Origin of the sequence: Solirubrobacter pauli, from assembly GCF_003633755.1 — a bacterium.
In the GTDB taxonomy this organism is placed as follows: Bacteria; Actinomycetota; Thermoleophilia; order Solirubrobacterales; family Solirubrobacteraceae; genus Solirubrobacter; species Solirubrobacter pauli.
Genome location: NZ_RBIL01000001.1, coordinates 240,010 through 253,856, shown reverse-complemented (window position 1 = coordinate 253,856; position 13,847 = coordinate 240,010). Strand labels below are relative to the sequence as shown.

The 13,847-nt window shown below is 72.1% G+C and carries 11 protein-coding genes; 9 read left to right on the top strand and 2 right to left on the bottom strand.

All coding sequences use genetic code 11. The features are described 5' to 3' along the window. The first annotated feature begins 86 nt into the window (after positions 1-86). The 4 genes from C8N24_RS01160 to C8N24_RS01145 are packed head-to-tail and all read left to right on the top strand — an operon-like array spanning position 87 to position 3,518. Entirely contained in the window at positions 87-992 is a 906-nt protein-coding gene (locus C8N24_RS01160; protein ID WP_121252866.1) for an ABC transporter ATP-binding protein, read from the top strand. Further along, positions 989-1,756 (top strand): ABC transporter permease, encoded by a 768-nt coding sequence (locus tag C8N24_RS01155; protein WP_121247015.1) that lies wholly within the window; start codon positions 989-991, stop codon positions 1,754-1,756. Before C8N24_RS01160 ends, C8N24_RS01155 begins: the two co-directional genes overlap by 4 nt. Then, positions 1,753-2,853, top strand: coding sequence for a sensor histidine kinase (locus C8N24_RS01150; protein WP_211339800.1), 1,101 nt, complete (start codon positions 1,753-1,755; stop codon positions 2,851-2,853). The genes C8N24_RS01155 and C8N24_RS01150 overlap by 4 nt, the downstream gene beginning before the upstream one ends. Beyond that, the gene (locus C8N24_RS01145) at positions 2,850-3,518 is read left to right on the top strand and encodes a response regulator (protein ID WP_121247013.1); all 669 of its coding nucleotides are present in this window, start codon (positions 2,850-2,852) and stop codon (positions 3,516-3,518) included. Before C8N24_RS01150 ends, C8N24_RS01145 begins: the two co-directional genes overlap by 4 nt. Here the strand turns inward: C8N24_RS01145 and C8N24_RS01140 are convergent. After that, positions 3,515-4,540, bottom strand: coding sequence for a GTP pyrophosphokinase (locus C8N24_RS01140; RefSeq protein ID WP_121247010.1), 1,026 nt, complete (start codon positions 4,538-4,540; stop codon positions 3,515-3,517). The genes C8N24_RS01145 and C8N24_RS01140 overlap by 4 nt on opposite strands. Before the next feature lie 35 nt (positions 4,541-4,575). Then, entirely contained in the window at positions 4,576-5,934 is a 1,359-nt protein-coding gene (locus C8N24_RS01135; RefSeq protein ID WP_121247007.1) for an LCP family protein, read from the bottom strand. A gap of 96 nt (positions 5,935-6,030) precedes the next feature. Between C8N24_RS01135 and C8N24_RS01130 the strand changes: the two genes are divergently transcribed. The 5 genes from C8N24_RS01130 (at position 6,031) to C8N24_RS01105 (ending at position 13,835) form a co-directional block, all read left to right on the top strand. Then, positions 6,031-6,774 (top strand): hypothetical protein, encoded by a 744-nt coding sequence (locus tag C8N24_RS01130; protein WP_147447543.1) that lies wholly within the window; start codon positions 6,031-6,033, stop codon positions 6,772-6,774. A gap of 197 nt (positions 6,775-6,971) precedes the next feature. Further along, a complete protein-coding gene (locus C8N24_RS01125) occupies positions 6,972-8,534 on the top strand; it encodes a cation:dicarboxylate symporter family transporter (protein ID WP_121247001.1) in 1,563 nt (520 codons plus the stop codon). Between the two features lie 26 nt (positions 8,535-8,560). Then, the gene (locus C8N24_RS33210) at positions 8,561-9,649 is read left to right on the top strand and encodes a hypothetical protein (RefSeq protein ID WP_147447542.1); all 1,089 of its coding nucleotides are present in this window, start codon (positions 8,561-8,563) and stop codon (positions 9,647-9,649) included. An 81-nt stretch (positions 9,650-9,730) separates the two neighbouring features. Beyond that, positions 9,731-12,436: an Ig-like domain-containing protein gene (locus tag C8N24_RS01110; RefSeq protein ID WP_121246993.1), complete on the top strand. Its 2,706-nt coding sequence runs from the start codon at positions 9,731-9,733 to the stop codon at positions 12,434-12,436. Positions 12,437-12,461: 25 nt separating this feature from the next. Continuing rightward, positions 12,462-13,835 carry an aminotransferase class V-fold PLP-dependent enzyme gene (locus tag C8N24_RS01105; protein WP_121252859.1) on the top strand — a complete coding sequence of 458 codons (1,374 nt, stop codon included), beginning with the start codon at positions 12,462-12,464 and terminating at the stop codon, positions 13,833-13,835. The last annotated feature ends 12 nt before the right edge of the window (positions 13,836-13,847 follow it).

Genomic DNA, 13,847 nt, shown 5'->3' with positions numbered 1-13,847 from the left:
ACGACTCAGGTCGTACACATGTGGCGCGTCAAGATCAGCCTCACGGCGGTTGTCCGCGACGGCACGGCGCGCCTAGCTTGGCGACGATGATCGAAGCGACCGAGTTGACGAAGCGCTACGGCGCCAAGACGGCCGTGGACGGGCTCTCGTTCACGGTCCGTCAAGGGGTGGTGACGGGGTTCCTCGGCCCGAACGGGGCGGGGAAGTCCACGACGATGCGGATGATCGTCGGCCTGGACGCCCCGACCTCCGGCGCGGTGACCGTCGACGGGACGCGGTACCGGGACCTCCCCGCGCCGCTGCACCGCGTCGGCGCGCTGCTGGAGGCGCGGTCCATCCATCCCGGGCGGTCGGCGTACAACCACCTGCTCGCGCTCGCGCAGACGCACGGCATCGCGCGCGCACGCGTGGACGAGGTGATCGAGCTGGTCGGCCTGCAGCGCGTCGCCCGCAAGCGCGCCGGGACGTTCTCGCTCGGGATGGGCCAGCGGCTCGGGATCGCCTCGGCGCTGCTCGGCGACCCGGACACGCTCGTGCTCGACGAGCCGGTCAACGGGCTCGACCCCGAGGGCATCCACTGGATCCGCACGCTGCTCCGGCGACTGGCGGGCGAGGGGCGGACGATCCTCGTGTCCTCGCACCTGATGAGCGAGATGGCACTGACCGCCGACCACCTGATCGTCGTCGGGCGGGGGCGCGTGCTCGCCGACATGTCGACCGCGGACTTCATCGCGCAGGCCTCGCCGGCGGTCGTGCGCGTGCGCTCGCCGCACGCCACGCGGCTGCGGGAGCTGCTCCAGGCCGAGGGGGTGACCATCGGCTCCGACGAGCCGGGCGTGCTGACCGTGGACGGCCTGAGCACCGACGCGGTCGGCGAGCGCGCGGCGGCGCACGGGCTCACGCTGCACGAGCTCTCGACGCGCCAGGCATCCCTCGAGGACGCGTTCATGGAGCTCACGCGCGAGTCCGTCGAGTACGAGGCGGTGGCATGACCGCGGTCACCTACCCGCGCGTGATCGCGTCGGAGCTCACCAAGCTGCACTCGCTGCGATCCAGCCGCTTGTCGCTGCTCATCGCGCTCGGCCTCGTGGTCGGGCTCGGCGTTCTCGTCCCGTGGATGAGCGTCTCGAGCTGGCGTGACGGGACGCCGACCGTCGGCTACAACGCGGTCGAGCGCAGCCTCAGCGGCATCTACCTCGCGCAGATCGCGATCGGCGTGCTGGGGGCGATGGTCATCACCGGCGAGTACGCGACCGGCTCGATCCGCTCGACGTTCGCCGCCGTCCCGCGGCGCCTGCCGGTGCTGTGGAGCAAGCTCGGCGTGTTCCTCGTCGTGACGCTGGTGCTGGGCACGATCGCGAGCGTCCTGGCGTTCGTCGCCGGCCAGGCGATCTTCTCGACCAAGGACGTCGAGGCCTCGTTCGGTGACCCGCACGTGCTGCGCGCCGTCCTGGGCTGCGGGCTCTTCTTGGCCGCGATGGGCGCCTTCGGCCTCGCGCTCGGCGCGCTGCTGCGCAACACCGCCGCCGCGATCACGGCACTGACGATGGTGCTCTTCGTCGTGCCCGTCATCGTCGACTTCACGCCGAAGGGCGACAAGGTCGCCCCGTACCTGCCGTCGCAGGCAGGCCTCAACGTCATGTCGACGGTTAGCTCTGATCCGCTGGGCCCGTGGTCGGGGTTCGGTGTGCTGTGCGCGTACGTCGTCGCTACGATCGCCGTCGCCGCCCTCCTGCTGGTGCGCCGAGACGCGTGAACCGCCTGCCCCGTCACCCGCTGCTCGCCGACCTGCTGCTCACGCTGGTCTTGCTGGCGCTCGCCGTCGGGTCCACGCAGGGCGCGGACCGCTGGCTCGCCGCCGCGCTCACGGTGCCGCTGATCTGGCGCCGGCGCGCGCCGTTCACGGTCTTCACGGTGATCGCGGCGATCGCCTTCGGGCAGTGGCTGACGGGAACGGACCTGTTCGCCGACGTCGCGCTGCTGTTCGCGATCTACAGCGTCGCGGCGCAGGAGCCCCGCGGGCGCGTCATCGCGGCGTGCGTGATCCTGGAGATCGGCGTGGTGCTCGCCGTGGCCCGGTGGGCCGCCCCGTCCGTCCTGCCGAGCTTCATCCTGCTCACGGGGATGGCGGTCGCCGCGGTCGGGCTCGGGCTCAACGTCCGCACGCGCCGTGCGTACCTCGCGTCGGTCGAGGAGCGGGCGGCGCAGCTCGAGCGCGAGCGCGACCAGCAGGGGCGGCTCGCCGCGGCGGCCGAGCGCGCCCGGATCGCGCGCGAGATGCACGACATCGTCGCCCACAACCTGTCGGTGATGATCGCGCTCGCCGACGGCGCCGGCTACGTGTCCGAGCAGGACCCCAAGCGCGCGGCCGCAGCGATGGAGCAGGTCTCGCAGACGGGGCGCCACGCGCTCGGCGAGATGCGGCGGCTGCTCGGCGTGCTGCGCGAGGACTCGACCGGGCTCGCGCCGCAGCCCGGGCTGGACGACCTCGAGCCGCTGCTCGAGCAGGTCCGCGCGGCCGGGCTGCACGCCACGCTCGAGACGTCCGGCGCGCCGGTGGAGCTCGGCGCGGGCGCGGAGCTCACCGTCTACCGGCTCGTCCAGGAGGCGCTGACCAACACGCTCAAGCACGCGGGCTCGCACGCGCGCGCGTACGTGCGCCTGCAGTACGACACGACCGGGGTGGAGGTCGAGGTGACCGACGACGGCCCAGGGCACGCCCGTGTGGCCGCCGGCGGGCAAGGGCTGACGGGCATGCGCGAGCGCGCGGCGGTCTACGGCGGCGAGCTCGAGGCCGGCCCGGCGCCGGCCGGTGGCTGGCGCGTGCGGACGCGGCTCGGGAGCGCGGCGTGATCAGCGTCCTGCTCGCCGACGACCAGCCGCTGCTGCGGACCGGCTTCCGGATGATCCTCGAGGCGCAGCCCGACATGGCGGTCGCCGGTGAAGCGGCCGACGGCGAGCAGGCGGTCGCGCAGGCCGCGGCGCTCGCGCCCGACGTCGTCCTGATGGACGTCCGGATGCCACACGCGGACGGGATCGAGGCGACGCGCCGGATCATCGCCTCCGGCAGCGCCGCGCGCGTCCTCATCCTCACCACGTTCGACCTGGACGAGTACGCGTTCTCCGGCCTGCGCGCCGGCGCCTCCGGCTTCCTGCTCAAGGACGCGCCGCCGGAGCAGCTGCTGGCCGGCATCCGTGCCGTCGCGGCGGGTGACGCGGTCGTCGCGCCCAGCGTCACGCGCCGGCTGCTCGACGCCTACGCGCACCAGTTCCCGGACGCGCACGCGCCCGCCACCCGTGACGAGCGCCTGAGCCCGCTCACCGAGCGCGAGCGTGAAGTGCTGCTGGCGGTGGCCGGTGGGCTCTCGAACGCGGAGATCGCCGAGCGCCTCGTCGTGTCCGAGGCCACCGTCAAGACCCACGTCGGCCGCATCCTCGCCAAGCTCGGCCTGCGCGACCGCGTGCAGGCCGTCGTCTTCGCCTACGAGGTCGGGCTCGTGCGCGCGTCTCAGCGCTAGAGGCGCCGGATCAAGACGTCCTGGATCTCCGGGCGGAACCCGGAGGCCCGGATCAGCGGCTCCGTGCCTTGCAGGCCGAGGATGATGAGCGCGAGCACGTCGCCCGGGAACGCCCAGAAGGTCGCCTGCCCGGGGCGGGCGCGGAGGCCGGCGATCACGTCGCGCAGGACCGCGTCCCCGGCGTCGGGATCGCGTGGCAGCAGGGCCGCGACGTCGGCGACGACGGTCGCGCCGAGGCGGCGGACGATGTGCAGGAGCCGCATGAGGTCGTCGCGGGCGCCCGCGTCCGGGTCGACCGGGTCATAGCCGAGCGCCACGGCCCGCTGGGCCCACCACTGGCCGACGTCCGCGCGTTCGGCCAGGACCCGCAGTGACAGGATGTCGACCGCGACCGCCAGGTCGCCGTGCTCGAGCGCGCGGGCGTATTCGGCGCTGCGCTCGCGGCTGGCGAGCTGCAGCCCGGCGAACTGCTCGTCGGCGAGCTCGAGCAGCGCGCTGAGGCGGAACAGCCGGCGGCTCAGGTCACGCGGGAGGTCGGCGGCCTTGTAGCGGATCTCGTGGTCGACGGCCGCCCAGGCGTGCTGCATGACCGTGCGCACCTGGATCTCGGCGCGCAGGCCGGCGAAGCGCTCCGACTCCGGGAGGCTGACGATGTAGTGGTCGGAGCGGTAGCCGAACCGGTCCGGCGGATCGTCATGCCCGCTGCGGTTGGAGTTCGTCCAGTCGACGGTGAGCTCGCGGTCGATGACCGCGCCGACCGCGCGGACGTCGTCGGGGTAGTAGACGATGACGCGCAGCCCGGCGAGGTCGGTGATCTCCTCGAGCGGGTCGGCGTACTTGCCCTTGCTCGTGATCTTCTCGGCGAAGCTCCGGACGGTCTTGGTGCGCGACTCGATCTGCGAGAGCGCGATCGCTTCGCGGTCCAGGCACGCGGCGAGGCGGTCGTGGATGGCGACGCGCAGGGCGTCGAACGTCTGGAGCCGACGGGCGTACTCCGCGCTCCAATCCGTCTCGGAGCTCATGTCTTGATCGATTCCCGCACGCGCGAGAGGCCAGACTAGAGCCTCCGTGCGAGCCTGAGCATCTGCGCGTTGGTCAGGCGCAGCGTGAGCGTGTTCGACACCCAGGCCGTGCCGTCGCCGGTCTGAAGCGCCACGCGGCGGAGCTGCGTGCCGTCGTAGTAGAGGCTGAAGGTGCGGCCGCCGAGGGTGCGTTCCTCGTGCGGCGCGGCGAGGATCGGCGGGTCCGGCCAGTCGAGGGTCTGGACGCCGTAGTACTCGCCGACGGCGATCCGGAAGGTGCGGCGACGTGCGCGGTGGGACGTGCCCTGGGCGTCCTTGACCGTGTACGTGCGGCTCGTCTGCTCTTGCACGGCGGGTAGGTGGGTGCGGGTGCGCGTGCGGGCGCGCTTGGGCTTCGGCTTGGCGCCGGTCGCGTGCGCGGGGACCGTCGCCGCCGGGTGCAGGAAGCGGTGGACGGTGCGCTCGATCACGGCCGGCTCGGCGTACACGTAGCTCGGCCCGATCGTCGCCGGGAACGGCACCTGGACGACGGGCTTGTCGGCCGCGGCGACCACGAGCTTGGCGAGCGCGGTGACCTGCTTGGAGCCGCGGATGTCCGTCCGGGTGTGCCGGCCGAGCAGGCGTAGGAGCGCGTGGCGGTCGCCGAGCAGGTCGGCGACGCCGATCTGCGTCCGGGCCTGGCGCAGGAAGTCCTGCTGGCGGGCGGCGCGCACGAGGTCGTTGTCGCCATGGCGGTAGCGGACGTAGTCGAGCGCGTCGGCGCCGCACAGGCGCTGGTAGCCCGCCCGGATGTCGATCGAGGCGTAGTTCGTGGCCGCGGTGCCGTCGTTGCGGTTGAAGTAGCGGCGGTCCACGTCGGCGTAGACGCAGCCGAGCTCGTCGACGAGCGCGTGGAAGCCGGCGAAGTCGACGTCGATCACGTGGTCGATGCGGGTGCCGAGCACGGCGCGCAGGGTCTTGACCGCGAGCGGCACGCCGCCGTAGGCGTAGGCGGCGTTGAGCTTCGCGGTGCCCTTGCCCGGGATCTGCACCTGCAGGTCGCGCGGCACCGACAGCACGGACACCGCCTTCGCCCGCGGGCTGAGCCGCACGAGCATCATCGTGTCCGACCGCGCGTCGCGCGCCGCGGCCTTCGCGCGGTGGTCGGACCCGATCAGCAGGATCGTCCGGCCGTCGGCGTGCGTGTCGTCGTCGCCGCCGCCGGTGGTCGTCGACGTGACGACGCCGCCGTCCTCGCCGAGGTCGACACGCGGCTGCGCCTCGAGCGCGCGGGCGGTCGCGTGCAGCTCGGTCGCGCCGACGGCGACGACCCCGCCGGCGCAGCAGGCGAAGACGATCGCGCACGCGGCCAGCAGGCGACCGAGCGCGCCGCGGTGGGAGGGAGGCGCGGGCATCGAGGGACTACCCCTTGATCTCGGCGGCGTGCGCCGCGGGCTTGAGCGCCGCGCCGACCGGCGAGCCCGCGCGACGAGCTTTGTAGGGTGCAGCCGGTGCCCGAGTTCACCCGCTACGCGCCGCCCGCCGGCTCGTTCATCCGGTCCGCGCAGCTCGGCACCACGCGCGAGTGGGTCGATCCGTTCATGGCCCAGATCGAGCCGTACCTCGCGACCGCCCGCCAGCAGTCGACCTACATGCCGCTCGGCGTCCACGTCGGCGTCGCGCTGCCCGAGCACGAGAACCTGCTGGCCGGCAACCCGCTCGTGAGCCTCCTCGAGCCGCTCGCGATCGCCTTCCAGCTTCCGAACCTCCGCTACGTGTCCGCCACCAAGGCGCACGGGGACACCTGCACGCTGTGCATCGGCCCGGTCGGCGTGTCCGACGGCGAGCCGCACCTCTGGCGCACCGCGCGCGGCCGCTGCGCCGACGTCAGCGTCAAAGCGCAGCGGGCGTTCGGCTATCAGGTGGCGACCCAGATCCCGCCGTCGCGCTGGGGTCCCGGCCACCTCGACCTCGCGATCCGCACCGGGCTCATGCGCGACTGGATCGTCACCTGGCGCCCGCTGGTCGACTCGCTCGTCGCGGTCCTCGGCCGCCGTCGCCGGCCCGGCGCGCGCGAGTTCGACGTCGAGGACGGTCGCGTGGTCTCGCTCGCGCTGCACCACGAGGTCGACGTGACGCTCGGCAACGCGGTCGACGTGGACGTGCGCTGGCGGCTGATCGGCCGGGCCGACGGCCCGGATCTGGACTACGCCGTCCGCGCGCCCGAGGCCGAGGCCGTCAGCCGCAGCGCGTAGCGCCATCACCCGGTCGACCGGCCTAAGTCGATAAAGACGATGGGGAATGCTACTTTGCCGCGCGCAGGGCAGATGAGCGCGCCCTGGGCCGTCCGGACGCACGTTCGAGACGAAAAACCTGAAAACCCGATCAGGTTCGTGTAGATTAAGCCTCCCGCGGCAGTCGCGCCGGGTCGAACGGAGGGGCAACGAGCACTATGAACTGGGATTGGCCGAGCGTGGCGACGCTCGCCGCCGTAGGGGTCAGCTGGGGCGTCATCTTCTGGATGCGCAAGCGCGCGCTGAACTTCAGCGTGATCGCGCTGTTCGCGTTGGCGATCGGCATTCCGATCGGCATCGTCGCCGAGCAGCACGTCCAGGCGGTCAACCCGATCGGGCGGATCTACATCAACGTCCTGCTCGCCACCGTGGCGCCGCTCGTGCTCGTCGCGATCGTGTCGGCGATGACGTCGCTGGGAACGATCGCCAAGCTCAAGAGCATCGGCCTGCGGTCCACGTTCTGGCTGCTGCTGAGCAACGCGCTCGGCGTCATCCTGGCGCTCGCGCTCGCGTTCATCTTCCGCCCCGGTGACGGCACCGGCGCCAAGCTCGGCGCGGTCCCCTCGGACACCATCGCGGGCCAGGTGCAGCAGTTCGGCGACGTGGTCGTCAGCTTCTTCCCGACCAACGTGGTCGGGAGCTTCAGCGCGAACGCGATCATCCCGATCATCCTGATCGCGGTCACGATCTCGATCGCCTACCTCTCGCTCGCCGAGAAGCAGGGCGAGAAGGTCAAGATCTTCGCTGACGGGATCGAGGCGCTCAAGCTCGTCGTCTTCAAGGTCGTCAGCTACGTGATCCGGATGACGCCGTACGCGATCGTCGCGCTCACGGCGCACATGGTCGGCATGAGCACGAACCTCGGCAAGAGCTTCACGTCGCTGCTCGGGCTGCTGGTGCTCGTGTGGGCCGCCTGCACGATCCACACCTGGGGCATCAACTCGGTCCTGCTCTCCTCGTTCGCCAACGTGTCGCCGGTCGCGTTCTTCCGCAAGATCTTCCCGGCCCAGCTCACCGCGTTCACGACCCAGAGCTCGATCGGCACGCTGCCGGTGACCACGGGCCAGCTCACGCGCAAGGTCGGCGTGCACCCGGAGATCGCGCACTTCACCGCACCGCTCGGCGCCAACATCGGCATGCCCGGCTGCGCGGGCATCTGGCCGATCCTGATCGCCGTCTGGGGCATCAACGCCTACGGCCTCGCCTACTCGCCCGGGCAGTACCTGCTGCTGGCGATCCTCAGCATCGTCGTCTCGATCGGGGTCGCCGGCGTGCCCGGCGCGGCCACGGTCTCCGCGGCCACGGTGATGGCGGCGGCGGGCCTGCCGCTCGAGTTCGTCGCGGCGACCATCCCGATCGGCGTGATCGCCGACATGGCGCGCACGGCGACCAACGTCACCGCGGCCGCCGTCAGCGCCACGGTCGTCGCGCGGCAGACCGGCATGCTCGACGACGCGATCTTCGAGGGCCGCGCCCAGTTCGTCGAGGACGACGACGTGCTCACCCCGCGCCCGGCACAGCCGCAGCCGGTGGCGCACGGGTGGCCGGCGCAGCCGCAACCCCAGCCGGTCGCCACCGCGTGGCCCGCGCAGCCGCAGCCGCAGCCCGTCGCCACCGCGTGGCCCGCGCAGCCGCAGCCTCACACCGTCGCCGGCCCGTGGCCGGCCCAGCCCCAACCCGTCGCTCCGCACGCTCCGAACCCAGAGCTGGTGCGTAGCTGATGCTCGCTCCCAAGAAAAGGACGGCAGTGAACCTCAAGAGTCGTTGGACGGCCGCCGCGGTCGTCGGCGTCGCCGTACTCAGCGCCGCCCCTGCCGCTCACGCGCAGGGCGTCACGAACCCCGCCGAGCACCCGGTCCCCGTCACGGTCACGATCGACGGGCAGACGTTCACGGACGGGCGCGACACGCTGCCCGGATACGACGACGAGGCCTGCACGCCGATCCCGGGCGTCCAGTACGACTTCGCCCAGGGCGAGATCCTCTACTACGACAGCGACGGGAACCTGCTCAAGACCGCCAAGTGGTCGGAGTGGGCGCGCATCAGCTCGTACCAGACCTGGGTCTCGCAGCAGAAGACCCCGACCCCGACGCCGGCCGCGACGGTCGCGCCCTCGACGACCGCCACGTCCACCCCGGCGCCGTCGAGCGGCGGCACGTCGAACGCCGCGGCGACGGCCCCGAGCACGCAGAGCGCGACGCCGCAGACGCAGACCACGAGGTCGGCGGCGACGACCAAGAGCCCGACGACGAAGACGCAGACGACGAAGACGCAGAGCACGAAGACGACGTCGACGGCGAAGAGCCAGAGCACGAAGCGCTCCTCGTCCACGGGATCGTCGGCGACGACGACGGCCTCGAGCACCACGGCTCCGTCGACATCGACCGCTTCGACCAAGGGCTCGTCGAACGCGACGTCGGGCGCCTCGACCGGCGCCGGCGCCGGCGCGACGCCGGGCGCGACCGCCGCGAGCACGCCCTCGTCGGACGCGTCGACCTCCACCGCCGTGGGCGCCGCGCCGCCGGACCCCGGAAGCGTGGATCCGGCCGCCACCGGCACGCCGGAGACGACAGCCGGCACGGTTCCCGGCGACCCGAACGTCGTCACTCCGGCCGGCACGGCGGCGGCCACCGGTTCCGGCGTGGTCGCCGGCACCGCCTCGGTCGTGAACGACGCAGCCGCCCCGACGTACAAGCTCGTGGCGGACGGCGTGACCGGGGCTCCGAGCCGGCTCGCCGGCGTCGGGATCCTCGTGGCCCTCGTCGCGCTCGGCTTCTTCTGCCTCGCGTTCGGCGAGGTTCGCCAGCAGCTGTTCGGTCGCCGGCGCCGCGCCTGATCTCTCACCGCAGCACCCCGCAGCACCCACACATAGACATCAACAGGAGGAAGCATGCACGTCCCCCATCGGAGGGCGCGGATGGTCGCTGCGCTGGCTGCTGCCGCTGCGGTCATCCCGCTCACGGCCACCGCGGCCGACGCCGCCACGACCACGAAGTACAACCACGCGACGTTCCTGCAGCACGCGCTCGGGTTGCCGACGTCGAACACCAGCCCGGTGATCGAGTCCATCACGTACGACCGGTTCCAGTGGCTGCTCCAGCAGGACGGCCAGTTCGCCTTCCTGATCGGTGATCCCGCGGGCGACGCGTCGTTCGCCGAGCGGGCGCGCGCGGTCGAGGCGGCTGCCAGCTCCGCCGGCGTCAAGCAGGTGTACTGGTTCAACCCGAACCTGTCGGGCAGCGTCAAGGTCGGCACCGTCACCGTGCCCGCCCTCGACATCCGCAAGTCCGAGACGATCACCGAGCTCGCGGCGGATTCGCGGACGACGTACGGCCACGCGTGGAAGAACCTCGTCGGCCAGTACCTCGGCAACGGCGTGACCGCGACCGCCACCGGTGTGGGGAGCGAGACCGCGGTCGTCAAGACCGTCACGGGCACGAACACCGTCAACGACTACGGCGCCACCGCGGGCTACAGCACCGAGGTCGGCAACGTCAACGGCGGCGCGCTCTACGACTACAAGACCGCGACGCCCGCCGACGTGACGGACAGCTTCTTCTTCGTCTACGACAAGGCCAACACGGTCACCCCGGACGGCTCGACGGCCCAGCCGGCCAAGGTCGTGAGCTGGGTCAACCTCACCGACGAGGCGAGCACCGCCGCGGCGGCCGCGGATGTGAACGCGGCGATCGGCAAGGTCGGTCCCGCGACCCTCGACGAGCTCGACCAGTTCGCCTGGTGGAAGTCCGAGGTCAACGCCCGCCAGAAGGAGCAGGCCCCGCGCGTCGATCGCGGCTCCGAGGTTCCGGTCCTCACCGACGCGGACAACGCCGCGGCCGACGGTGGCTGGCGGATCCAGCAGGTCACCTACCCGGAGCTGGTCGACCTGCTCAAGAGCGGCACCGACGCCAACGCGGTGATCCTGTTCGGCGGCACGTGGTGCCCGAACACCCGCCCGGTGCTGCCGTTCATCAACGAGGACGCGCAGGAGCACGACGTCACCGTCTTCAACTTCGACACCGTGCTCGACGGCGGTCAGGTCGGCGGCTCGACCACGAGCGCGGTCAACCCGTTCCAGTCCCGCAACACCGCCAACAACGGCAGCACGGCGGCGCTGGCGAACGCGAACCCGACGTTCCTCTACGGCCACGTCCTCCAGCAGTACCTCAACAACATCGTCACGCAGTACGACCCTGCCCGCGGCGCATCGCAGTCGGTCACCTTCTATCCGGCCGGTGACACCACCAAGCCGCTGCAGACGACCAAGAAGCTCCAGGTGCCGTTCCTGCTCGCGCATCAGGCCAAGGCGGGCGACGCGCCCAACGGCGGCATCACCCGCCAGTGGATCCAGAAGAACGCCGCGGGCGCCGTCTCCGAGTACACGGAGTACATGTCGCAGTGGTGGTTCACGAACCCGAAGCCGAACCAGTTGGGCATCTCGGCGACGCAGCTCCCGGCCGGCGCGCCGATCTGGAACAAGATCAACGCCGACCTCGCGACGTTCAACTGGAAGACCGACGTCAGCACGGTCATCCCGAACACGGGCATCGACACCGATGACGCCCAGTACCTCGTCGACGGCGACACCGCGACGGTCAGCAACACCGACACGGCCGTGACCGTCGCCAGCCCTGGCACCAGCCCGATCCCGATCGGTCCGACGGCGCTCGCGGGCGCGCTCGACTGGCTCACGCCCGCCCGCACGCCGGCCAGCAGCGTTGCGGCCAAGACGGCCTATCTGGCCGCGGTGAAGGCGAACACGGACGCGACGCTGATCACCCACCTCAAGACCGTGGTCGGCGCCTGGCACGTCGCTCAGCTCCGCAAGACCACGGTCCTCACCGCGTGGGGGCTGCCGACCACGCCGGGCAGCGTCGCGGGCGGCAAGAACCTCATCCGCAAGCTGGACGTGTTCTTCGGCGGCCTGCCGGGCGGCCCGAGGTTCACGACGCGCACCGTGACCGCGAACCCGGTCACGGCGCCCACCGCCCCGTCGGTGAGCGTCACGATCGCGAGCGCCGCCGGCCGCACGGTCACCGGCAACGTCGCGGTCAGCGTGAAGTCGGGGGCGACGGAGATCGCGTCGGGCGCCGGTGCTCTCTCCGGCAACGCGGCCTCGGTCGCGCTTCCGGCCATCGCCGCGGGCACGTACCAGTTCACGCTCACCTACGCGGGTGATGAGGACATCGACGCGTTCACCGAGTCCGGCAGGCTGACGGTCAACCCGGCCCCGGTGGTCGAGGACCCGCCGGCCCCGGTGAACGTGACCCCCGGCTCGACGCCGACGCCGACGCCGGCCCCGATCGTCACGCCGACGGCCAAGGCCAAGGTGAGCAAGGTCGCCGGCACGCTCTCGAAGGCGCCGACGAGCAAGAAGAGCGGCAAGTACACGGTGACGATCAGCACCGCCAAGGGCCAGGTCAAGGCCAGCGGCAAGGTCACGATCAAGTTCACCAAGGGCAAGACCACGAAGACCGTCACGGGCACGCTCAAGAGCGGCACGGTCACCGTCACGGTGCCGAAGCTGGCCAAGGGCACCTGGAAGGTCGCGATCACCTGGCCGGGGGACTCCAAGTACCAGTCCGGCAAGGCGACCGGGAAGTCGATCAAGGTCAAGAAGTAGGAACGTGACGCCGATGAGCTCCAGCATGGCCCCCATCCAGACGTCCATCAGCGCCGGTGACGGCCTGCTGGAGCTCGTCGGTCACGACCTCTCGGTCCCGCTCGTGGACGGCGAGTGGGTCCGGTACGCGAACCTCGACAACGCGGCGAGCGCGCCGGCCCTGCAGTCGGTGGCCGCCGCGGTCGAGGAGTTGCTGCCCTACTACGGCAGCGTGCACCGTGGCGCGGGGTTCGCGTCGCTGGTGAGCACTGAGGCGTACACGCGTGCGCGCGAGCTCGTGGGCGAGTTCCTGGGCACCCGCGAGGACGACCTGGTGCTGTTCACCCGCAACACCACCGACGCCTTCAACCTGCTCGCGGGTGCGCTGCCCGCGGGCGCGACGGTGCTCACCTTCACGGGCGAGCACCACGCGAACCTCCTCCCGTGGCGTCGCGCCGACGTGCGCGACCTCGGGATCCCGGCGAGCCCCGCCGAGGCGCTCGCCGCGCTGGAGCGCGCGTTGCGCACGCTGGGCGGCGGCCCCGCGCTGGTGTCCGTGACGGGGGCTTCGAACGTGACGGGCGAGGTGTGGCCGATCGAGGAGATCGTCGCGCTCGCCCACGCGCACGGCGCCCGGGTCGCGCTGGACGCCGCGCAGCTCGCGGCCCACCGCCCGGTGGACATCACCGCGTTGGACGTCGACTACGTCGCGTTCTCCGGCCACAAGGTCTACGCGCCGTACGGCGCCGGCGTGCTCGCCGGCCGGGCCGACTGGCTCAACGCCGGGCAGCCCTATCTGGCGGGTGGCGGCGCAGTGCGCCGCGTCACCGCCGACGGCGTGGAATGGGGCACGGGCCCCGCGCGCCACGAGGGCGGCACGCCCGCCGCGCTCGGCGCCTTCGCGATCGCGGCCGCCGTGAACGCCCTCCAGCAGACGGGCTGGGACCAGATCGTGGCGCACGAGCTCGAGTTGCTCGACCGGCTGCTGACCGGTCTGGACGCGCTCGACGGCGTGCGCACGTACGAGCTGTGGGAGCGCGGCGCGTGCGACCGCGTGGGCGTGGTCAGCTTCAACGTCGAAGGGCTTGACCCGGCGCTGCTCGCGGCGGCGCTGGGCGCCGAGCACGGCATCGGCGTCCGTGACGGCGCGTTCTGCGCGCACCCGCTGATGGACCACTTCGTCGCGCGCGACGGCGGCTCCGGTCAGGCGGTGCGCGCGAGCATCGGCGTCGGCACGAGCGCCGACGACATCGACCGGCTGCTCGCCGCGGTCGACCGGATCGCCCGCGAGGGCGTGGGGTGGACCTACGTCGAGCGCAACGGCTCCGTGCTCCCGAACCCCGATCCGCGGCCCCGGCCGTCGCTCGGCGGGCTGCTCGACGGCCCGGTCGACGGCGGCGCCTCTCCCTGTCGCAGCTAACCCGAACGCGCC

Bases quoted from the DNA above. Each gene is read 5' to 3' on its own strand.
- C8N24_RS01105 (WP_121252859.1), top strand. From the start codon at position 12,462: ATGGCCCCCATCCAGACGTCCATCAGCGCCGGTGACGGCCTGCTGGAG.
- C8N24_RS01135 (WP_121247007.1), bottom strand. From the start codon at position 5,934: ATGCCCGCGCCTCCCTCCCACCGCGGCGCGCTCGGTCGCCTGCTGGCC.
- C8N24_RS01155 (WP_121247015.1), top strand. From the start codon at position 989: ATGACCGCGGTCACCTACCCGCGCGTGATCGCGTCGGAGCTCACCAAG.
- C8N24_RS01140 (WP_121247010.1), bottom strand. From the start codon at position 4,540: ATGAGCTCCGAGACGGATTGGAGCGCGGAGTACGCCCGTCGGCTCCAG.
- C8N24_RS01125 (WP_121247001.1), top strand. From the start codon at position 6,972: ATGAACTGGGATTGGCCGAGCGTGGCGACGCTCGCCGCCGTAGGGGTC.
- C8N24_RS01160 (WP_121252866.1), top strand. From the start codon at position 87: ATGATCGAAGCGACCGAGTTGACGAAGCGCTACGGCGCCAAGACGGCC.
- C8N24_RS01110 (WP_121246993.1), top strand. From the start codon at position 9,731: ATGGTCGCTGCGCTGGCTGCTGCCGCTGCGGTCATCCCGCTCACGGCC.